The sequence below is a fragment of the Paenibacillus xylanexedens genome (genome assembly GCF_017874615.1).
GTDB lineage: Bacteria > Bacillota > Bacilli > Paenibacillales > Paenibacillaceae > Paenibacillus > Paenibacillus xylanexedens.
Window position 1 is genome coordinate 120650 of sequence record NZ_JAGIKV010000021.1, and the last position, 22420, is coordinate 143069.

At 47.7% G+C, this 22420-nt stretch carries 17 protein-coding genes and 10 tRNA genes; 8 read left to right on the plus strand and 19 right to left on the minus strand.

The features are described from left to right. Positions 1-12: 12 nt before the first annotated feature. A complete protein-coding gene (locus J2Z28_RS23680; protein WP_036616502.1) occupies positions 13-936 on the minus strand; it encodes a carbohydrate ABC transporter permease in 924 nt (307 codons plus the stop codon). Between the two features lie 55 nt (positions 937-991). Continuing rightward, positions 992-2344 carry an ABC transporter substrate-binding protein gene (locus J2Z28_RS23685; protein WP_211084529.1) on the minus strand — a complete coding sequence of 451 codons (1353 nt, stop codon included), beginning with the start codon at positions 2342-2344 and terminating at the stop codon, positions 992-994. Positions 2345-2700: 356 nt separating this feature from the next. Here J2Z28_RS23685 and J2Z28_RS23690 point away from each other — a divergent pair, with 356 nt between their 5' ends. Then, on the plus strand, positions 2701-3663 hold the full coding sequence (locus J2Z28_RS23690) for an N-acetylglucosamine kinase (RefSeq protein ID WP_211084530.1): 963 nt from the start codon (positions 2701-2703) through the stop codon (positions 3661-3663). A 22-nt stretch (positions 3664-3685) separates the two neighbouring features. Further along, positions 3686-4591, plus strand: a complete 906-nt coding sequence (murQ, locus tag J2Z28_RS23695; protein WP_211084531.1) for an N-acetylmuramic acid 6-phosphate etherase — start codon at positions 3686-3688, stop codon at positions 4589-4591. A 143-nt stretch (positions 4592-4734) separates the two neighbouring features. Here the strand turns inward: murQ and J2Z28_RS23700 are convergent, their stop codons facing one another. Next, positions 4735-5574 carry a MurR/RpiR family transcriptional regulator gene (locus tag J2Z28_RS23700; protein ID WP_036616797.1) on the minus strand — a complete coding sequence of 280 codons (840 nt, stop codon included), beginning with the start codon at positions 5572-5574 and terminating at the stop codon, positions 4735-4737. 125 nt (positions 5575-5699) lie between these two features. Next, positions 5700-6929, minus strand: a complete 1230-nt coding sequence (locus tag J2Z28_RS23705) for an anhydro-N-acetylmuramic acid kinase (protein WP_211084532.1) — start codon at positions 6927-6929, stop codon at positions 5700-5702. A 283-nt stretch (positions 6930-7212) separates the two neighbouring features. On the opposite strand from J2Z28_RS23705, the gene J2Z28_RS23710 reads away from it, so the two are divergent. Further along, positions 7213-8625, plus strand: coding sequence for an N-acetylmuramoyl-L-alanine amidase family protein (locus J2Z28_RS23710; RefSeq protein WP_211084533.1), 1413 nt, complete (start codon positions 7213-7215; stop codon positions 8623-8625). Between the two features lie 34 nt (positions 8626-8659). Next, positions 8660-9220, plus strand: coding sequence for a GerMN domain-containing protein (locus J2Z28_RS23715; RefSeq protein WP_211084534.1), 561 nt, complete (start codon positions 8660-8662; stop codon positions 9218-9220). A gap of 76 nt (positions 9221-9296) precedes the next feature. Here the strand turns inward: J2Z28_RS23715 and J2Z28_RS31350 are convergent, their stop codons facing one another. The 4 genes from J2Z28_RS31350 to J2Z28_RS23740 all read right to left on the minus strand — a co-directional run bounded on the left by J2Z28_RS31350 (position 9297) and on the right by J2Z28_RS23740 (position 14919). Beyond that, a complete protein-coding gene (locus J2Z28_RS31350; protein ID WP_244988486.1) occupies positions 9297-10886 on the minus strand; it encodes an MBL fold metallo-hydrolase in 1590 nt (529 codons plus the stop codon). After that, on the minus strand, positions 10883-12553 hold the full coding sequence (locus J2Z28_RS23730) for an ABC transporter permease (protein ID WP_211084552.1): 1671 nt from the start codon (positions 12551-12553) through the stop codon (positions 10883-10885). Before J2Z28_RS23730 ends, J2Z28_RS31350 begins: the two co-directional genes overlap by 4 nt. A 206-nt stretch (positions 12554-12759) precedes the next feature. Next, the gene (locus tag J2Z28_RS23735; RefSeq protein WP_211084535.1) at positions 12760-13833 is read right to left on the minus strand and encodes an ABC transporter substrate-binding protein; all 1074 of its coding nucleotides are present in this window, start codon (positions 13831-13833) and stop codon (positions 12760-12762) included. A 69-nt stretch (positions 13834-13902) separates the two neighbouring features. Next, positions 13903-14919 carry an ABC transporter ATP-binding protein gene (locus J2Z28_RS23740; protein ID WP_211084536.1) on the minus strand — a complete coding sequence of 339 codons (1017 nt, stop codon included), beginning with the start codon at positions 14917-14919 and terminating at the stop codon, positions 13903-13905. A gap of 405 nt (positions 14920-15324) precedes the next feature. Between J2Z28_RS23740 and J2Z28_RS23745 the strand changes: the two genes are divergently transcribed. The 4 genes from J2Z28_RS23745 (at position 15325) to J2Z28_RS23760 (ending at position 20439) form a co-directional block, all read left to right on the plus strand. Continuing rightward, entirely contained in the window at positions 15325-16233 is a 909-nt protein-coding gene (locus J2Z28_RS23745) for a LysR family transcriptional regulator (RefSeq protein WP_211084537.1), read from the plus strand. A 147-nt stretch (positions 16234-16380) separates the two neighbouring features. Beyond that, positions 16381-17241: a hypothetical protein gene (locus tag J2Z28_RS23750; RefSeq protein WP_211084538.1), complete on the plus strand. Its 861-nt coding sequence runs from the start codon at positions 16381-16383 to the stop codon at positions 17239-17241. A gap of 371 nt (positions 17242-17612) precedes the next feature. Further along, positions 17613-19295, plus strand: a complete 1683-nt coding sequence (locus J2Z28_RS23755) for a helix-turn-helix domain-containing protein (protein ID WP_211084539.1) — start codon at positions 17613-17615, stop codon at positions 19293-19295. Positions 19296-19389: 94 nt separating this feature from the next. Then, positions 19390-20439 (plus strand): ABC transporter substrate-binding protein, encoded by a 1050-nt coding sequence (locus J2Z28_RS23760; protein ID WP_211084540.1) that lies wholly within the window; start codon positions 19390-19392, stop codon positions 20437-20439. Positions 20440-20662: 223 nt separating this feature from the next. On the opposite strand, the gene J2Z28_RS23765 is transcribed toward J2Z28_RS23760, so the two are convergent. From J2Z28_RS23765 to J2Z28_RS23815, 11 genes are all read right to left on the minus strand, one after another. Then, positions 20663-21268 carry a short chain dehydrogenase gene (locus tag J2Z28_RS23765; protein WP_211084541.1) on the minus strand — a complete coding sequence of 202 codons (606 nt, stop codon included), beginning with the start codon at positions 21266-21268 and terminating at the stop codon, positions 20663-20665. A gap of 184 nt (positions 21269-21452) precedes the next feature. Beyond that, positions 21453-21523: transfer RNA gene (locus J2Z28_RS23770), tRNA-Gly, on the minus strand. A gap of 12 nt (positions 21524-21535) precedes the next feature. Further along, positions 21536-21609: transfer RNA gene (locus J2Z28_RS23775), tRNA-Pro, on the minus strand. A gap of 16 nt (positions 21610-21625) precedes the next feature. Beyond that, positions 21626-21702: transfer RNA gene (locus J2Z28_RS23780), tRNA-Arg, on the minus strand. A 6-nt stretch (positions 21703-21708) separates the two neighbouring features. Then, positions 21709-21783: transfer RNA gene (locus tag J2Z28_RS23785), tRNA-Gly, on the minus strand. Positions 21784-21791: 8 nt separating this feature from the next. Next, positions 21792-21878, minus strand: a tRNA-Leu gene (locus J2Z28_RS23790). Between the two features lie 9 nt (positions 21879-21887). Further along, positions 21888-21963, minus strand: a tRNA-Lys gene (locus J2Z28_RS23795). Positions 21964-21972: 9 nt separating this feature from the next. Beyond that, positions 21973-22047 (minus strand) — tRNA-Gln (locus J2Z28_RS23800). Between the two features lie 11 nt (positions 22048-22058). Continuing rightward, positions 22059-22134 (minus strand) — tRNA-His (locus J2Z28_RS23805). 97 nt (positions 22135-22231) lie between these two features. Further along, positions 22232-22307 (minus strand) — tRNA-Thr (locus J2Z28_RS23810). Between the two features lie 23 nt (positions 22308-22330). Continuing rightward, positions 22331-22408: transfer RNA gene (locus tag J2Z28_RS23815), tRNA-Asp, on the minus strand. Positions 22409-22420 lie beyond the last annotated feature (12 nt).

Here is a 22420-nt window from a genome sequence, read left to right on the forward strand (position 1 = left end):
ACCCCCGGATGCTTAATACTCAATATCGCTGGAGAAATATTTGAACTGTATGACGGAGATGACAATGATGATAATCGCCAGTACAAATGACTGAGCCGAAGCCAATCCGAACTCATAGAACTTGAATGCCGTCTCATAGATCAGATAAGCGATTGTAGTTGTCGCAAAGTTTGGTCCACCCTGTGTCATCAGATATACCGAGATGAACACCTGGAAAGACGTGATCACACCTGTAACGAGCAGATACAGCGTCGTTGGTTTGAGCAGCGGCCATGTAATCTTGCTGAACTGGGTCCAGCCGCTGGCATGATCAATATCCGCCGCCTCGTACAGCGATTTCGGAATACCACCCATGGCTGCCAGATACAGAATAATGCCCGCTCCGTGCGATCCAAGCCAGTTCATCAGAATGAGGGAAAAGAGTGCCGTTCCCGACTGGCCCAGCCAGATTACCGGGTCAAGGCCGAACAGACCGAGGAAACGGTTGAGCAGTCCCGAATCTGTCGGGTCAAAGATCGCCAACCATACAATGGAGATGGTCACCCCGGAGGCTACCGCAGGCAGATACATGGTAGCTTTGAAAAATGTCTGCCATTTGCTTTTCATCTGATAGATGAAATAGGACAGTACAAATGTAATGAGAATATTGACCGGGACTGTGCCTACGGTGAAGATGACTGTATTTTTAATCGACTTCCAGAATGTCTCATCCTTCACCAAACGCTCGTAGTTATCCAATCCAACCCACGTCGAGTTCATAATATTGTATTTCTGGAAGCTCATCACAAGAGCCGTCAGAACGGGATACAGTGTGAAAATGAGAAACAGCAGGACAGGCGCCAAAATAAACAAATACGCCCACCCGTAGTCTCGCCAAAACCGGGCAACCCGGGAAGTCCGGGGCACTGACGATTTTGGCGCAAGGGCGGTCTGCATGGCGAATCCTCCTCTCCTAATCAGTGTGGTTTTACGTTATGTTTGATTGTCCGAGTTATTGTCCAAACATCTGCTGGCCTTTGCTCTTGAAGTCTTCTGCGATCTGCTCCGGTGATTTTTCTCCCGAGAACAGCGCCTGGATGTTTGGCTTCACAACCTGTTCCTTGAATTGTTTTTGCTGGGATGCTTTGTCGATATCCAGTTCAAGTACAACCGGCATCGCGATATTCTCTGCCATGACTTTTGCAGCAGCCAGATTATCCGGTTGACCAAGCTCTTTTCCTTTAAACAGATCCACCTGGGACTGTCTTACGAATGGAAGCGCCAGTTCATTGGCCGAGTTCCCTGCTTTGGCACCACTAAGCGCCTCCATCACCAGGAACGTATTTTTGGCATGCTGTTCGCCCTTGTCCTTTTTCTGTTTGAAGGCTACATACCCTTCGCCGCCCATCGTTGTGGCAGCAGGTTGATCATCATTATGTGGTACAGGCAGCAGGACAAAATCAATCTTCTCTCCCTGCACCTTGCCATCATCGATGTCCTTGTTGCGGTTCTGAATCATCACATCATAATAAGGAATCGCTTTGGAAATAATCGCCGTTTCCCCCGCGTAGAACATATCCGTCCGTTTCGCTGGAGCGAGAGCCGCCGTTTCCTTCGGCATATACCCTTGATCCATCAGGTTTTTGATAAAAGAGAGGGTATCCAGAATGCGACCATCATTCCATTGGAACGTGCCGTCTTTATCAAGAACATCGATCATCCCGTTGTTACGAGACAGCATTTCAATGAAGTCAAGCGAGGTTCCGTCGGTAACCAGTGCATATTGCTTGGCCCCGCCATCCAGCGTTTTGGTCAGCTTGGCAGCAGCATCGTTGAATTCGGACCAGGTCCAGCCATTTTGTTGAATGGACTTCCAATCAATGCCCGCTTCCTCCAGAATGCGTTTGTTACCACCCCAAGCCCATTGGAATTGATACAAAGGCAGTCCATACTGTTTCCCCTGAATCTGGCCTAAATCAAGCGTACCTGGCAGGTAGTCGTCCTTGATCTCAGGTGTCAGGTAGCTGTCCAGCTCAAGTGCCAATCCCGTATTCACATATGTGCCGTCTACGCTATGAAAGTAAAGATCCGGCGGGTTACCTGCGTTCAGAGCGACATCGAATTTTTTGGGCCCTTCCGCCCAGGAAAGCATTTCCGTCTTCACGGTAATGTTCGGGTGTTCTTTATTGAAATCAGAGATTAGACCCTTCAGTTCATCTTCATATGTGCCATGTACAGGATAGGTCCATACCGTTACCGTATCATCGGCATTCGGGTCATCCGGAGCAGCACCTCCGCTATTCCCACAGGCAGTAACCCAGACCATCATCAACAACATCGTCCATACCAGACCCTTCTTTTTCATCCCTTCATCTCCTTTGCATGTCATCATCCGATTCTTTCATTGCCTAACCATGCTACCCCTTTGTGATCGTTCAGCCTTCAAACGCCATCCACCTATACACGCGGCAGTAAGGAAAAGCACCTCCCCTGTAGATTGGGCCTGCCAGTCGCAAGCTAAATCTCTTAAATGCAATATTAACGTCAACTTAATTGACATTAACAGTATTAATTCCTTCCAAAATTGTAGATTGAATTCATTATATGAGTTGTAAAATAAAAATTCAACATTATTTTTTATTATAAAATTTAATTTTACTTTTTCTTTTCATGCAACTATACTATGTAAAAAGAAAACCCAAGCAAGCGAGGTGAGCCACTTTGCGAGTATATGTAGGCGTAGATGGAGGCGGTACCAATACTGATGCAGCAATCATTTCTGAATCTGGTGAAATTCTTGCCCGACTCAGCGGCGGTCCCACGAATCCTCACAGCGTATCCACTGAACAGGCCCTTTCCGAACTGCAACGAGTGCTGGAACAGCTATTTAATCTAATAAGTGATTTATCGACAAATTGTGAGGGTATATGCCTTGGTATGTCAGGTGTAGATACGATCCAAGAACGGCAACTTATAGCCGAAGCAGTAAATAACTATATGAAGAGTCGTAATCGACAGGCATCAGAAGGTTGTCCAGTCTGGGTTGTATCCGAAGGAGAGATTGCTCTGATGGCCTCTCTCGGACATACGCACGGTGTATTGTGTATCTCTGGAACAGGTTCCATCGTGTACGGATTTACGCGGGAAGGCGAGCGATACCGTGCAGGAGGCTGGGGTCATCTGCTCGGAGATGAGGGGAGCGGCTATCGTATCGGGCAGCGTGCACTCCAAGTGGTTATGCAAAGTTATGACGGTGTTCTTCCTCCAACCTGTTTAACCCCGCTTCTTCTAAAGAATCTGAACCTTCGGGATATATCGGAGCTAAAGACGCGGGTGTATCAGACGGATTGGGGCAAAACCGAGACCGCATCCATCGCCCGCCTAACTATAGAAGCTGCTGAACTCGGAGATGAGGCCGCCCGCGCACTAATCATTGACGAAGCCTCACAATTGGCGGATACCGCCAAGGCGCTGATTGCCCGTCATCCCGAATTTGCATCCACTCCGGTTGTCCTGTCCGGATCAATGTTTCGATACGCTGCACTTTTCCGAAATACATTTATCCAGAAGTTATCAGGATATTATGGAGAGTTGGACTTTGTATATCGTGAAGATGCCCCCGCTCCAGCGATTGGCGCAGCACAACTGGCAAGAAAACGCTGTTCCCTGAATGAATCATTTTAAAAGAGAGAAGGAGGCCATACGGATGAATCACATGCTGAATTCACTACTAACAGAACAACCCAATCCATTAACGGATCATATAGATGAATTGCCTTCGGCAGAAATTATGGAGCTCATTAATAAGGAAGATCAACGGATTGCGGAGCTCATCCAGCCCCTGATTCCGGTCATTGCTCAAGCTGCGGATCGGATCTTGGAGGCGTTTCAGTCTGGCGGCAGGCTTTTTTATGTAGGCGCAGGTACCAGTGGACGATTAGGAATACTTGACGCTTCGGAATGCCCGCCTACCTACGGAACCCCTCCCTCCATGGTGCAGGGTATTATTGCAGGGGGATTCCGGGCAGTGAAGGACCCGGTTGAAGGTGCTGAAGATAATGAGGAGTTGGGAGCTGCGGACCTTGATGAACATGGCTTAGACAAAAACGATGTCGTGGTTGGCATTGCAGCCAGTGGACGAACGCCGTATGTGCTGGGTGCGATGAGGCACGCCAAGGAGGTCGGGGCTACGGTGATCAGCCTGAGCAATAATGCAGGCACGCCGATGACCCTGTTGGCTGATGTGAGCATTGAGGCTGTTGTCGGCCCAGAGGTTGTCATGGGTTCAACACGTATGAAGGCAGGCAGCGCCCAGAAAATGATTCTGAACATGCTCACCACTACCGCCATGATTCGTCTGGGCAAGGTTTATCGTAATTTCATGGTTGATCTGAACCCTTCGAATGAGAAGCTTGTCCATCGGGCCAAACGCATGATCCATCTGGCAACCGGAGCAAATGAAGCAGATATTGAAGAGGCTTTTACCGGTGCAGACGGTCATGTAAAAACGGCAATCGTCATGCTGATGGCAGGCGTGGACGTAACAGAAGCCCAGCACAGGCTTGATCTGGCTGACGGTTTTGTCCGTAGCGCCATTGCGGGGCCTTCCTGAGCCGTACAGGGGTATTATTAGAGGTTGAAAGAGAAGAGCCCGACATTAGTCTGGGCTCTATTTTTATTTTTATATAGAGGCGGATATAATACGTCAAAAAATCCCCTCCTGCATGAACAGAAAGGGATTCATATGGTTCTACTTCACTTGTGCTCCAGAATAGCCTGTCGGCTCTTCTCCAAATACTCCACCGACTGGTTGTAATCCCGACTGGCAATCGCGAGATACAAAATGTCGATCACGTTCAGCTGTGCAATCCGTGACGAGGTTGCTCCGCTCCGAATATCACTTTCGGTGGAAGTAATCATCAGGGGTACATCCGCCATACTACTGAGTGTATTGCTGCCCCACTTGGTAATGCTGATTGTCGCTGCACCGCCATCATGAGCATGCTTGAGACAGGAGATTACGTTCGACGTCTCCCCTGAATACGAGATACATACCACCGCATCATCTTCACGAAGCGTCGTTGCAGACGAAATCTGCATATGCGGATCGGCGAACGAAAAGCTTGTGCGATTGATTCGCATGAACTTGTAATGTGCATCCAGCGCAATCAGGTTGGAGGCCCCTACTCCATAGAAAAAGATCCGGTTTGCCTGATGAAGCACGTCCACGGCTTTTTCTACCAGACGTGGGTCCAGAATATGAACCGTATCCTTCACCGACTGAATATTGTTTGCGGACACATGCTGAATAATGCTCTCCATGGAGTCCTGGGGACGAATCTCCGTATATTGATATGGCTCACTCGTCTGCAAATCTCCGGCAATCTTCAGCTTCAGCTCCTGAAAACCCGTTACACCTAGTGATTTACAGAGACGGATAATGGCAGCTGGGCTGCCTCCACTCCTTTCAGACAACTGGGCCACCGAGGATTGAACAGTTTCTTGCGGGTGATCGAGAATATAAGCTCCGATCTTCCGTTCGGACGGAGTTAAATCATCCATTAATGCGCGTAAACGCACAAGTCCACCTTTCATGCCTTCCATTCGCTCCTCCTTTCCGTACTGCATTCATGTACAAGCATTTTATCTTATAATTCCACTCGCGTCTAATCGAATTCCTCGCCCTTCCATAACTGAACTCCAATTAAAGTCATACCTCACTAAAGTGTGAGATTGCCTGAGATTACGGCGTGTTTCGCGCCGGTTACTGCCGGGAGTGTATTGGTTCTTCCCATAAGTGCCTCATGGCCAAGTAAAGCAAATCCAATGGCTTCCCGAGCATCATCGGGTATACCATAATCTGCCGTTCGCTCCAAACGGATATCCTTCGGTAGTCTCTGACGGATCATCTCCATTAACGTGGCATTGGAAGTGCCACCACCGCACGCGAGCATGGCCGATATTTGCACCTTGGGCAGGATAAAATCCTTCACTGCACGCACGATGGTTTCCGCGGTCAGACAGGTGGCAGTAGCCAGCGTATCTTCAAGAGATAAGGAACGCTTTGCGGCCATCTCCATCAGTCTCACTGCATACGCGGCTCCATATACTTCTCGCCCGGTACTTTTCGGTGGAAGTCTTTTGAAATACTCATCCTCCAAACACAGGTCTACCAGACCCTGATCGACCTTCCCCTGTGCGGCAATACTTCCATTCGGATCATAATGCTGCCGCCCATCCGTTGCCTGACGCACAATGGCGTCCATCACCATATTCCCTGGTCCCGTATCAAATGCCGAAATACCTTCGCTAGATGACTCGGAGGGAAGCACCGTCACATTGCCAATGCCGCCGATATTCTGCACCAGCCGCCCTTCCGTCGGGCTTCGGAACATCAGAGCATCCGCATAAGGCGTAAGCGGGGCACCTTCCCCACCAGCCGCCATATCCCTTGCTCGCAGGTTGCCAATCACTGGCAGTCCTGTCCGTTCTCGAACGACAGCACATTCACCGATCTGCAATGTCGATACCACATCAATACCTGCTCCCGTTGGCCCTGGAAATGCAGATGCTACAGGAGCATGCCATACCGTCTGCCCATGCATGCTAATCATATCCACCTGCTGCGTTGAGATGCCGGCAGACCGCATCAGTTCCGTAACACTATGCGCATACCACTCCGATACACCAAAATGCGCGGCAGTCAGCTCGTCGACACGAGCTGTCCCCGGCGAACATAACCGAATCAGTACGTCTCTCAATTCATTCGAATACGGCACACAGACGAAATCAACCAGCTCGATCTGCTGTAATGCCCCGCTCATATCGGTTTGAATATGCACCAGCGCCGCATCCGTTCCGTCCAGAGACGTCCCTGACATTAGTCCAATGACCAGATGCTCCTGCTTCAAACGATACTTCTCCCACATCGGATAGCTGCCTGTATCCATCCACTTCCAACCTCCTGCAAGACCCGATGAACACGTCATCCTGCCATAATTTCACCCAGTATATGATATTAAATTTCACAAGTCAAACATTATATGAAATTTAATTACATCATTGAAAATAAAAAGAGAGATATTCATCCCATTTGCGATCCCACCTCATGTTTTCTTCCATCAATTGATAATTAGATATCAGAAGAGAAACATTTTTACATTTTTACCGTTTATATTATGTAGGGATATTTTGGATAGTAAGATATAGATCTAATACTAGTCGAGGTGCATAATGAAGAAAACTATTTTACTACTGTTTTTGAGTCTGTTCTTACTCGTTTTGCTCCCTAATCAGGGAAATGCCGCTGCAAGCACGTCGAAAATCTTTATGGATGGAGAGGAATTAGTCCTCCCAAGTGATGTACAGGTGACGATTATCAATAAAAACGTGATGATCCCGATTCGTGTCGTTGCCGAAAATTTGAAATTCAAAGTCGATTGGAACCAACAAGCACGCACTGTAAAAATTCAGCAAGATCAACAGACGATTTCCCTAACCGTCGATCAAAAGCAAGCCATGGTTGCTGACAAACAAGTCACTTTGAACACAGCACCGCAGATTTTGAATAAAACGCTGGTGGTGCCCATTCGATTTGTCAGTGAACAAATGGGGCTTAAGGTAAGATGGAACAATCAAGACAAGATCGTATACTTAACAAACACCAGTAAGGAACCTGCTATCGATCCAGGCAAGAGTTCTGGAAAAGGGGATTCAACGTCTACCGCTCAGGTAACCGATATCCAATTTGCCAATAATCAGCTCGTGTTATCCACCGATGGGGCCGTTCAGCCGATAGTAACGACCCTCAAGTACCCTGATCGTCTGGTTGTGGACTTGCCCGGAGCCACCTTTGGCGATATCTCCCAGCCGCTGGATCAAGGACTCAATGGCAAGTTGGATGTGAGCGGTTATCCCAATGTGACAGAAGTGAGATATTCACTGTTCAAACGAGAACCGGCACAAGTTCGCATTGTCGTAGAATTGAATAATGTGAAGAATGTCCAGTACAGCCACAATCTGATTGCCGACAAACTGATTATTGATCTGAATGTTGCGGGTGACAATGTCACACCTGCTCCAGTCACTCCAGTAGGCGACTCAGGACGCAAGGTTGTGGTCATCGATCCAGGACACGGTGGCAGTGATCCAGGGACGATCAGCATCACGAACAAACCCGAGAAGGAATACAATCTGGCATTAGCTCACAAAGTACAAGCCCTGTTGCTCAATGAACCCAATATCGAATTGGTGATGACTCGTGAAGGTGATACCTATCCAACCCGCCCAGAGCGTGTTCAGCTCGCCAATCAATTAAATGCGGATGTATTTGTATCTATCCATGGCAATAGCGTGAAGTCCGCCCCCCAAGCCACAGGTACGGAGACATATTATTATCAACGCAGTAATAGCAAGGAATTAGCCACTATCATTCATCAACGTTTGTTGAAAGCCATGGGGCTTAGAGATCGTGGTGTGAAAAATGGCAACTTGGAAGTGATCCGAGACACGACCATGCCTGCGGTGCTTTTGGAAGTGGGATTCCTGAGTAATGTGCTCGATGAAGAACTGATGTCGTCCGATGACGTTCAGATGAGAGCCGCTCAAGCGATAGCCGATGGAATCAAGGAGTATTTGGGCCTGTAAACCATCAAATAAATCAGATAAAGGAAGTGATTCTTTGAATAAGAAGCTAGGTTGTGCACTTATATTATCATGCTTGATCCTTATCGGAGTTGGATGTGCCCAGAAGCCAGTGAGCCAATCCGGTTCGAATGAACCTGCTGTTCAGGGAGGACAGGTACAGGCGCCAAACCCAGCCGAAACGGAGGTGGATCTGGGTACAATGAATATACAAGTCGTCGATGTATATTTGGCAGATTCTCAGGTACTGGAACTTGAGAAAACAGAGCAGGAAATTGAATACAAGGATGATTCCGAAAAATATGAAAAGATATTTGCAGCGTTGCAAACGAACACCGATTCGGAGCTTGTTTCCCTCTGGGAGCAGGTGGAATTGCTCTCTATTCAATATGCTGAGGGTACGGTGACTTTTGATGTTCATATCCCCGCTGAAGCCAACCTCGGTACCAGTGGAGAATTGCTCGCATTGGAAGCTTTAACAACAACGATGTTTCAATTTGATGAAGTGAACAGCCTGGATATACTGGTGGATGGCGAAGCCGTTGATAGTTTGATGGGCCATGCCGAACTTGAACATCCCATTCATCGCGAACCCTAAATGATCAGTCAACAATGGAAAAAGAACGTCCCCAGGGACGTTCCAATCTGACGCATCAATTCGATTCATGCACAATTCACACATATAGCTCGTCACCAGCAGACAGTGAATGTATCACTGTTCCCGGTGATGGGCTATTCTTGAGCAAACCTTCTTTTAATCTGTCCGTCTCTTCCCGGTAAGCATGTACAAGGACCGTATGCCTTGCTGGAACCTGATGCAGCATCCGTTCAACATCCTTCCAGCCCTGATGTACTTTATAACGTATTTTCCGCACATCACACACGCCATACTTGTCAGGAACCCGTAGCAACTTATCAGCAAATGTACCATGAGCAACATGCCCGGTGAGCAGAATCAGATTCTCCTCCCTGTCCGATAATTGACTATAGTACCAACGGGCAAGCGAGGACTGCATCATGCCGTCCGGAATGAACCATAGCGAAGCAGCATGATGTTCCAACAGTTGTTCCCGCTCTTGGGTGGTTGTAGGTAGATCCCATCCTCGTCCGGTCAGAAAGCCATCAATTCCGTCTTTCAACGAAATTGGGATGACATGCTCTCCCTTCTCCCTCAACCAATACGGAACATGCACAAGCTGCTTCATACCGTCCACCAACCCTTGTTCCACTACGATTGGGATAGCCGGGAATTGTTGTTGTGCCCACAGTATGATCTCCTGTCCACGCCCTACGACAGGCATAGGTAAGAGCACCTTTCCACCTTGAGCAATCGTCTGGCGAATGGCTCGTTCCAGCTGTTCCAGTTTGTCAGCCTGTGTATCCTGGTCCGTACCGTAGGCCGCATCAACGATCGCCAGATCCACCAGCCCGACGGAAGATATTGGCGCAGCGTCTGCTACGTTTGCTCTGACCGCTCTGCCTGCTCCATCTGCTCCGTTGGATGTGAAATTCACCTGCTTCATGGGTATCTCCATGGATACAAGTGTTCTTGACGATGCCTCTGATGCAACAGATATCTGATCTTGGGACGTTATGATTTCTCCAGCCTTTTGCCCACTGTTCATAACGATTAGTTCCTCCGCGCCCCACTGTTCACTGCTCGGAGCATCGAACAACGTATCTTCACGAATCATGTTTGCCCGTGAGAACGCCTCCGCTGGACAATCCTCCTGTAAAAGCATCGATTCGGACGTGTAGTCCCCGGAATAAAAAATCCGCTTACCTTCCATTTCAACCCCAAACCACACCGATCCAGCCAGATGTCCACTCCGGCCCCACATCACTTTTACTTCAGGAATGGGTTCGAACCAGGTTTGGGATACAACCTCATCCTCCAGATACCGATAACGAATAGCTTGCTCATCTGTTTCATCATAAGGAAGTTCTTCGCCTACACGCTCTACGAACCTACGCCAGTTGGCAAAATACGTACGCAGCTGCGCCCTCGTCTCCCTTGTCGTCCACACTTCACCCTTGTAACCCATCTTATACAGCAATGGGATGGCGACCGAATGATCCTCATGGGCGTGGGACAAGAAGACCGCATCCAGTTGCGGAACAATCTCCGGGTCAATCAGCGGATACTGGCCTGTGCCTTCTTTTTTTACACCACAATCCAGCAAAAGGCGAAAGCGGCTCCCCCTTAGGAGATAGGCGGAACGTCCATGTTCCCCTGCCCCGCCCCATACATTCAGTTTGATCATGATGCATTCCACTTTCTCTTTGAATTCAGCAGTTCGATTCCCAGCAGCATCAGCACCGTCATACCTACAGTCACCACGGCCATCGCCATTCCCAGTGATACCTGACCTTGTTCAAACTGGGCAAAAATATACGTAGCCGACGTCTGCATCGACGGCGGAAGAATCAACAACGATCCGACCAGTTCCCTTGTTGCAATCGTAAAGGTCATCATCCAACCCGCCAGCATGCCGGGCAGGATCAGCGGGATCAGGATACGCCTCAGAATATACAGCGGCTTCCCGCCAAATACTTGCCCAGCCTGGAACAATGTTCCGTCAATCTGGGTAAAGCTTGATTTTACATACTGCACGGTGTAAGGCAAGAAGAGAACAACGTACGTGAGCACAACCATGCCGTAGGTGTTATACAACGTGACTGGCATCCAGGGTGAGTTCCAGAACAGAATCAGACCCACCACCATCACGATCCCCGGCACCGTATTAGGCAACAGACTGAACAAGTCAATCACACGCTGCATGAATGAAGATGATCTGCCGATCGCGAGCGCAAATCCAGTTCCGATAATAACAGCAACCGTGGAAGCCGCGAGGGATAGCCCGAGACTGTTCCCGATTGCCTTCATACTCACTGATCCCCAAGATAACAGCTCCTTGTAATGATCCAAGGTCAGATTATCAAAAGCGAGTCCCGATCCCCGTAGCTTCATGGTCGAAGCAGCGATGATGGAGAAATACGGGATACCTATCGACAGGATCAACAGGATTGCAAGATACACCCCGCACAACCATCCTGCTCCGCCACGAAGAGAATATCGCTTTGAACGTTGCCCTTTGCCACCAACCAGACGATACGTGAACTTCCGACTCATGGCAGACTGCATATACCACATCACCAGACAGACGGACAGTAGCACCGATGCCAGCGAAGTCGCCTTACCGAAGTCAATCGGCCAACTGGAGATGTATTTATGAATTTCGGAGGTCATGACATAATAGCCAATCTTGCGCCCAAAGGTTGCCGGTGTTCCGAATTCCGCAATCGTTTTGACAAAGACCAGCATGATGCCCATGCCGTAAGACGACAACAACAGGGGTAAAATAATACGTCTGAAACGGTACCCTGCACGTGCACCGTGCACAGCTCCCGCTTCTTCCAGATTGCCACCGATGCGGATCAACGCATCTCGAAGCAGCAGATACAGGAACGGGAACAGATGCAAGCTCATGATGAGCACCATGCCCCAGAAGCTGAAGAACAGCTCACTCCAGCCCGCAGATGAGGGCACCCATTGCTGCAGGTATCCCCCTTTTTGCATAAACAGAATCCAGCCCATCGAGCCGATATAAGGCGGGGTCATGAACGGAATCATCAGGATCACATCCACCCAGCGATGCTCGCCCATCCGGGTCTTCGCCATCATCCAGGCAAGCGGCAACGCCAGCAGCGTGGTTACCGCTACAACGGAGATACCAAGCCAGACGGAGTTCAGCAATACACCTGATAGATGATGACCTGTAATCGTGCGAATCGGAGCCATCCAGTCCCACTGTCCATCCGGATACACACTTTGCCAGAAGATCAGCAAGAGCGGCACGCCAATGCTTATAGTCAGCAGAAAGAGGGCCAGAATCACGCCCACTCTCCGAAAAATTCGGTTGTTGTCCATTCCAACAGGTTTCACTACGTTCACCTCACATGACTTTCCACAGACAGCAGGTATTCCTTTTGCCTAATTGTCTCTATACTTGTTTCTTTCGGTATTTTGCATAATTCGAATCAAATCGCTGGCGGGTACAAGGTATAGACGAATAGAAACATTTCGATCTATACCTTGCTTATTGAAAGACGCTCTTTGGATTTATGCAAAAATACTTACTTAAAAGTCTCTGAAAAACGCGCCGCTGTCTCTTCGCCATGTTCGCTCATCCAGTTCCAATCCACTTTAAGCTGTGGAATATCCTTCACATTGGCACGGTTAGTCGCTTCAATGTCTTCGCGGCCCGGGATCAGATAGGCATCTGCAACAAGCTTCTGTGCTTCATCGGACAACAAGTAGTCAATGAACGATTTGGCATTCTCTACATTTGGGCTGGATTTCAGAATCGCAGCCGGTCTTGGGCTGATGACTGTGCCTTCCTCAGGATATACGATATCCAGTGGTTCACCTTTTGCTTTGGAGGAATACGCCATGTAGTCCACACCTGCCGCTACGATACTTTTGGCACCCGTAATGACCGGATCAAGTGCTTCCTGATTGGCACCTGCCATCGCTACACCATTGGCTTTATAGGCACTCAGCAGATCCCAACCTTTTTCACCGTTCGCGCTCAGGTACCCTGTGATGAAGTCGAGTGCTGAACCTGATAATGTTGGGTCGGGAATGTTCACTGCATCTTTCCACGCAGGCGTAGCCAGCTCTGCCCAACTTGTTGGGGGTGTAGATACCAGTTTGGTGTTATACACAATACCCAGTGCGGAAGCACTGCTGCTGAAATAGTTGCCCTCTGCATCCGACCAATCCTTGTTCAGCTTGTCTGCATTTGCTGCTTCGGGGTATGGCATAGTCAGTCCATCGGCTTTCAGAGCCTGTGCTGAAGGTAAAGAGGCCAGGATCACAACGTCTGCAACCGGATTGGATTTCTCTGCTTCCATACGAGCCAGAATTTTGCCTGTCGTTCCCTGGAACATCTCGACTTCAATTCCCGTTTTGTCCGTAAATCCGCTCACGATGTTATCCGCCAGCTTCTGTGGACCAGCACTGTACAAGACAAGCTTGCCACCAGCCGGTTTCGTTGTTTCCGCCGCTGCTGCTGTGTTTCCTTCACCCGCCGGTTGTGCCGCGTTGCCTGTAGTCGAGTTCCCTGTGCTACATCCGAACAAACTGATACTCATTACCGCTGTTAATAACAGCATTGCGCTCTTTTTCCGTGTTTTCATACCCAACATATTCGTCCACTCCCCTGGTTTCTTATAAAATGTGTACTCCCGCTTCCAACTGCGTGCTCGTTCACCAATTTAATATGCCACTGCGATCGCTTCGTTCTGCTTCATACTCGGGTGGTCATAACCGTCCATTCGGCATATTCGCTCAGGGGCTACATAGAGCTGAACCCGCTCCCCAACGCACATTCTTTGGTTCATATAGGCTGTCCACACGCCCAGCCCTTCCATCTGCACTCGTACTTCATAACGCTCACCTACATAGCTGACACTAAGTACCGTCCCCGGATAACATAGATCATCATGACCTGTTTTGTTCCAGGTGACATGCTCTGGTCGCACCATCGATTGATTAGGCGTGAGCCAGTTGGACTTTCCGATAAACGAAGCGACATACGGATCACTTGGTGCCGAGTAGATCGTTTCCGGGCTTCCTTTTTGCAATATCCGCCCCTTCTGCATCACCACAATCTCATCCGACATCGACATCGCTTCGATCTGATCATGTGTGACGTACAGCGCAGTCAGTCCCATGTCCCGAACCAGTGACATCATCTCAATCCGCATCTCTTCCCGAAGTACAGCATCCAGTGCACTTAGTGGCTCATCGAACAGGATCACACCAGGTCTGACCGCTACGGCTCTGGCAAAAGCAACCCGTTGCTGCTGTCCACCAGACAGCTGATGAGGATATCGATCTTCCATGCCTTGCAGGCGAACCATGCCAAGTGCTTCGTTCACCTTTTGCCGCAGATCGGATTTCTGTTTTCCGGCCTTCAGGCCAAACGCTACATTTTCGTATACGGTCATATGCGGCCATAATGCAAAATCCTGAAACACCATGCCCAGATTACGCTTGTGTGTCGGTATATCAATCCGCTTCGCCGCAGAGTAGATACACTGACCATCTGCACGAATCTCCCCCGCGTCCGGCTGTTCCAACCCGGCCAACATGCGGAGCAGTGTTGTTTTGCCACAGCCCGATGGGCCAAGCAGTGTCGTGAACTTTCCATGTTCCAGCGTTAGATCTGTCGGCAGCAGTGCGGGTGTTTGATTAAATGATTTTTGAATTCCAGTCATCTCTAATTTCATAAGCATCCCTGCCTGTCTTCTGTTACTTGTCTCTTGCACTGTTCTCAGTCTAACGTCCGCTTTCGCGAGTTGTATGTCTTGTATGTAAAATTGGAATTAACTTTTTAGATGAATTCTGTTGATGTTCATAGATTAAATCTATAGTAGGTGAACTAAATTAATTTTCATGTTGTCGCTCCGATTACAGCACCATCTTCCGATCGCTGTTATCCCCAGATTTCTTATATTCCCTTTATGAAGGGAGAAATCCGGGGATAAAGGCGAAGCATATGCTTCCGAAGCAGCTTTCTTCCAGAAAGCTTTTGGCTTCGCTTCTTCAGATTGGTTCTGTACTCTCCGTCTTTATGAAAAACATTAGATCATCTTATATATTGGGCTAGTAGAAGTGAGAGGAGTGTTGGGACATTGAATCTGATCAAATTGCAAATTGTTGAGCTGATCGACAAGCATCATCACATGACAAGCGTGGCCGAGTTACTGGGGATCAAGCAACCTACCGTTACATTTCATATGAAGTCATTGGAGGAAGAGATGGGTGTGCGATTATTCGAATCGCGCAGTGGAAAGACCTTTCTGACCGAGGCCGGACAGGCTTTGCTCCATTATTCCGTCAAAATCAATGCTCTGACCCAAGAGGCAAGGCGGGTTGTGAAGGAATATGACAGCCTCTATCGGGGGACCCTGCACATTGGGGCAAGCTATGTACCAGCTACATATCTGCTGCCCGCCATACTCAACACCTTTTCTCAGGAGTTCCCGGGCATCCGTATCGTCTTATCCGTCAAACCATCACCTGTCATTCGCGAGATGCTGATTCGGCATCAGATTGATCTGGGGGTGATCTCTTCCGAACCGTTTGTTGGACCCGCGCTGCAAGCCGAGACACTGTGTGAAGACGACCTGGTATTGATCTGTTCTCCGCAGCATGGGTTGGCTCAGAAGGATGCATTAACGCCTGATCATATCGCGCAGATTCCTTTTGCCTTACATGGCAATGAATCCAGTACACGGCGGCTAACCAATCAATGGCTTGCGCAACATGATATTCGTTTGCGGAGTACCGTGGAGATGGATTCCCTGGAAGCAATCAAACAGCTCGTGTTAATCGGGGGGCATGTCTCATTCATGTCTCGGATGGCGGTACAGTGGGAGGAACAGCACGGGCTCATTCAAGTTCTTCCCATTCCCGGAGAGCAAGCACCGCGGCATATCTATACGGTACATAACAAGGACCGCCACCCTTCCGTTCAGGTAAACCGCTTCAAAGAAGTGCTTCGACAGGTGAGTCACGGCTTCCCCATTTTCCATGGCTGATTGCCCTGATCCGCTATAAACTATCGTTTGCCATTCATCAAATCTATGCAGGGTTAACGCAATGTGCGCTTCCCTTTAATCGCTTTCATATATTCGGGCGATAAAGTGGGATCTGTACGTTAATCCAGATTAGGAGAGTGATTGGTTTTGAAAAAGTGGAAAAAGGTAACCGCCTCATTGATGCTGAGCATCGTAACATTGGGAAGTGGAATGACATTTCTGGGGGCACCCCAGGCTTCAGCTGCTGCCAATGCCGTTCCTGCATATGAAGTAAAGTTTCTGGCCAAGCCGGAACTTGTATTGAATACAGATGGGACACCACGCAGTGAAGTGATTCAGACACTCGGCCTGAGTTCCACGCCAAGAAACATTAACGTGGAGTACTTCGACACCAATGCTCTCGGATTGGATCAACAAGGATGGAACGTTCGTTTTCGCAAAAAGGATGACAAGAATAACTACGAATTGACTTATAAAAAACGCTACCCTGTAATCAATGGCGACATCAACGCAGCGCTGACTCTGGCTAACCAAGAGGGATTCGACAAATCAGATGATAACTACGAGGCTGAAATTGATTGGGGATATGGCAAACAAACCCTGAGCTTCTCCAATACCAAAAAAGTCGATACCAAAGCGACAGGAGTCCAACTTCCTTCCCAGCAAGAAGCCTTGAACATGTTACTGGACAAGCTTCCGGGCAAATTGAAAAACTGGTCTGCCTCCAACTGGGGTAAACAACAACTGACTCAATCCCGTGCATATGGTCCAATCACATTCCATCGTTATGAAGGTACATGGAATGGTCAAGAGCTTACGCTCGAAGTATGGCCGATCCGTGACGCAGCAGGTACAGGTATTGAGAATATCGTAGAGGTTTCTTTCAAAACCGATGATACTGTAGCCGTATCCGGACTGCGTACCCAACTGTTGCAGTTGCTGGAGAACAACAACTGGCTGATTCCGGCTGATGGCTTGAAAACACAGACGATTCTGGAAAGATACTAATCGCAAGCTCTAATTAAAAAGACAAGTTCCTCTTCCTGTGGACATCGTAGGAGAGGGCTTGTCTTTTTTTTCGTAGTGAATTAAATGATCTGTTATTTAAGTAATTCTACGATTAACATCAGTTGAGATTTTCACTAATTATTCGCTCAACGGTTTAGATGATGGGAAATATGCATTGGCTATTTTCCAACTCGGTAACCTATTTCAATTCAAGTTATAGTGGAGAATTACGCGGTTCAATGATTAGAATTCGCTATTTCATTTCATATATCATATGGACTTCTTATTTGAATGACAATATGCGATAATTGATAATGATTCTCAAATGCATCATATGTAATGTTACTATTGCAAGTTAAGGAGGGATTCTGGTGACTTTGCAAGTCTTTCCACTGATATCTAACGGTGACCATACCCGTGACCTATATGCAAGATTCAAGACATCCGAAGTTCTCGATCAAGCGTCTTTTCTTGCTCCATTCGTATTAGCAGACTCACATCTCCTGCTCATCTGTACTGGCGGTGAAGCCGATATTCGTATTGGGCACAGGCTGAATCATGCCACACTCGGCAAAATGTATCTGATCCTGCCAGGAACAGCGATAGAATATACGCCAGATGAGGTTCATCCCTTACAGGGCATCGCGATATATTTTGATATGTTGAAGCCCATTTCAGATATCAACAAAACCACTTCCAGATCTACTGTAATGGAGGTATACCAAAAAGGGTTACTTCGTTCGTCTTATGCCGATGAGTTACCGCATGAACTTTTTCAGGAATGTACCAGAATTGCCTCACAGCTCCATGAATGCGTCTCTGTACCTCAAGAAAATCGTCCATTTCGTATTCAGACTTTGATGCATGAATTGTTGAGCCATGTGTATGCTCCTCCCAAAGAAAGTGCAATAGGAGATTCCGAACACACCTCTGCTTTGGATCAAACACTTGAACTTATTGAGCTTGGATATGCTGAGCATCTTTCTCGGGAAGTTCTTGCCGGAGTGGCAGGCATGAGTGTATGGCACTATTCGCGGGTATTCAAAAACCGCACTGGCATCAGTCCCATGGAATACGTGAATAGCATCCGCATGGACCGGGCCAAAGAGATGCTGCTTGTCCCCGGCCAAACCATCAAACATATCGCCTCACAGGTTGGTTTTCAGGACGAGTTTTACTTTAGTCGCAAATTCAAAAAATATGTTGGCGTGTCTCCCTCCACCTATCAACGGCAGAAACACAGCAAAATTGCTGCTCTCTCCTTCGGAACCACTGGCCATCTGCTGGCATTACAGATCATCCCCCATGCGGCATTGATCGATAACCGACGTGATCAACACAGGAATCTGTTTTTCTCGAATATCCCTTATCATCTGGGACGTAGCAAACACATGAATCCTCATATCTGGCAAACCAACGTTGAGTTGTTGATGCAAGCGAGCCCGGACCTCATACTCTGTAATGAGTACGAAGCCCATACGTTAAAAAGAACGCTGCAGCGAATTGCTCCTACCATCGTTATCCCATGGAAAGGATTGAGCTGGCGGGAACACTTCGTACAAGTTGCCTCCATTGTGGGACAGCAACAAGAAGCTCAGCAATGGTTAGAGCAGTATGATGACAAAGTAACCCATGCCAAAGAGCAGCTTAGTCATCTAATAGGTAAGGATACGGTCTCCATCATTCATATCATGATGGGTCATCTGTTAATCTACGGGCGACGCAATGGGGGTGCTGTTCTATATAACGACCTGGGCGTGTCCTCTTCATACGATCTGCTTCCAGGACAAGTCTATCGTGCATTGGATGAACAGGAGTTGCCTCTAATGGTTGGAGATCGCATGTTACTGATTGTGGATCAGGACTCAGAATCCCAGCAACGTTGGCATAAACTACAACATACTCAGCTATGGAAAAATCTGATGCCCGTGCAGAACCAGCATGTATATTTGTTAGATGAAATGCCTTGGTTGGATTATTCACCATATGCCCATGATCAAATTATCGATGAAACCCTGAAACTTTTTGGTGGAACTCAGCACATTAATCCATGACCGGATAGCACAGAAGGCTATGTCTCCCCCAACATGAGACCGCTACAATATAAAGTGTACTGAGAATCAATATCATTAGAAACACAGGGGGATTATGATGTACAAACAGCATTATGTCAAAATAACGGGGATCCTGTTCATACTCGCCATGTTACTTGTTGCGTGTGGACAGACACCTACTAGCACTTCGCAGTCATCTGCTGATGGCGTAAAATCAGCTGCGGGGACAGATGGGGACTCATCCAATGAATCAGCTACTAAGACCGTGGAGAGCGCCAGTGGCAGCAAAGAAATCCCGGCACATCCCGAACGGATTGTGTCCATTAATATGGAGGACATTCTCCTCTCCTTGGAGGTACCACTGGTACTTGCTACACCTATTGGTCGGCAAGATTACCTGAATGAGCAACTTGAAGCTCAAGGCGTGGATGTCGAACCCATCAATGAAAGTGTCAATTTTGAAGCTGTAGTCAGCGCCAATCCGGACCTCATTATTGCCAATGCCAGTTTGGATGCCAAGATTCTCGAACAACTCGAGAAGATCGCGCCTACGATCACTTATGATCGCCGTAATTGGCAGGAATCTATCGTGAAGGTAGCTACTGCACTGGATATTGAAGAGCGGGCTGAACAGCTTTTACAAAAAAATAAAGACCAAGTAACTGAAGCTCAGAAGCTCGCAGCCGATATCACCAAGACCAAACCTACAGCTGCATTCCTGCGCCTGGAAGAGAAGGATATGCGTTTGTTCTTCTCTTCCATTCCATCCACGCCATTTCCAGCTTCCAGTTATATAGGAGCGGGTTATGAGGTTGGATTCACTCCCGACGCTCTCGTTACCAAACTTGAGGCAGAGAATCCGGAACGGATGAATGCCAGTATCTCGGTTGAGCTTTTGCCTGAAATCAAAGCAGACTATCTGTTTATCGTGTCCATTAGCTCAGATGGGTCAGCTGAAGCGTTGCAAAAAACAAAAGATGAACTCAATGAAATCCAGCAACTCCAAGTATGGAAAAGCCTACCTGCTGTTCAAAATGGTCATGTCTATGTCCTCAATGCTAAGAAATGGCTCATTGACGGCCCCATTGCCGAATCGCTCAAACGTAATGAAATGCTCGAAGTTCTTGGGCTACCTGCTCCATAATAGTCAATATACCTCTGTTTCATTCACAACAAACAAAAGGAGATTCACCGGATTTTCGGTGGATCTCCTTTTTATTTAATATTTCAAATGGCCTCATTCAGTTCTGTTTCATGAAAAATCATTCTACATGCTTAACAGCTAAATGTATTTCATGTACACCTTTCTCATCCTGCAATTAATTAGGGATAGGTAATCATCAAAATCATATATAACTGTCCGGTTTTTAATAAATCTTAAAGTTCTGGGCTGTTTCAATCCCAAGTGCACTCTGGATAAACGTATTAGCCACTTTCTCTACAGGTACAGGATTAAATCCAATAAAGAAATCCTTATATTTTTCCGCAGACTCTACAAACAGATTAGGACTAACCGAATTCAAACGAATGCCTCTTGGTAACTCAAACGCTGCCGCTTTGGCAAACGAATCAATAGCCCCATTGACCATAGCACTTGATGCACCTTGCTCAATAGGGTGGTCTTGTATAATGCCACTGACCAGCGTGAAACTCCCCTTGTCGTTAATATAGTGCTGTCCAATCAATACGATATTGACCTGTCCAAGCAGTTTACCCTGCATACTAATCATATTGTTCTCAGGTGTCAGTTCTTCGAGTTTCGCATAATGGGTCTGGCCCGCCGCCACAATGACGTAATCAATATTTCTCACCGTTTCGAAGAGGGTTGTAATACTCTCTGTCGACGTCATATCCACCTGAACATCCCCGGATTGTCTACCTGCTGTAATAACCTCAACGGAATAATCTCTCAGTTTCGCAACAACGGCTTTACCTAATGTTCCGTTTCCACCAATGACCAGAGCTCTTTTCATTACTGTTTGTCCTCCTTTATAAATAAGTGCGGTTAATCAGATACGAATTGTTCTATTTATTTAAACAAAGATTTCATCCTTAATCAAATGACAATTGACCTTATTTTAAATAAATTACACTTATTCTTTTTAACACAAAAAAAGCCTTTGCTATAAGCAAAGGCTCTTCTATATGTTACTCGGAAGCGGGTGATGGGAATCGAACCCACGCTATTAGCTTGGAAGGCTAAAGTTCTACCATTGAACTACACCCGCAAATAAAAAAAATCGGGATGACACGATTTGAACATGCGACCCCCTGGTCCCAAACCAGGTGCTCTACCAAGCTGAGCTACATCCCGATACTTATGAGAATAATGGCGCGCCCTGAGAGATTCGAACTCCCGGCCTTTTGATTCGTAGTCAAACGCTCTATCCAGCTGAGCTAAGGGCGCAAATATTGGAGCGGAAGACGGGAATCGAACCCGCGACCCTCGCCTTGGCAAGGCGATGCTCTACCGCTGAGCCACTTCCGCAAAACATATGGTGCGGTCGAGAGGACTCGAACCTCCACGGGGGTTAGCCCACACGGACCTGAACCGTGCGCGTCTGCCAATTCCGCCACGACCGCAAAATATAATGGTGAGTCATGAAGGGCTCGAACCTTCGACACCCTGATTAAAAGTCAGGTGCTCTACCAACTGAGCTAATGACTCGTAATGAAATGGCTGGGGATATAGGATTTGAACCTATGCATGACGGAGTCAAAGTCCGTTGCCTTACCGCTTGGCTAATCCCCATTAAAAAATCATGGGGCGATCGAGGGGAATTGAACCCCCGAATGCCGGATCCACAAACCGGTGCGTTAACCACTTCGCCACGACCGCCATAGAGTAAGCCATTCATCCACTAAGAGAATCTTAGTATTAACAATTTTACTTGTAATATACATTCTATCACAAATTCAGATGTAAATACTAAAAATGGTGCCGGCGAGAGGACTTGAACCCCCAACCTACTGATTACAAGTCAGTTGCTCTACCAGTTGAGCTACACCGGCACGGTGTATATTTAATTAAAAAATGGCGGAACCGACGGGATTCGAACCCGCGATCTCCTGCGTGACAGGCAGGCATGTTAGGCCAACTACACCACGGTTCCAGATCACTTTCT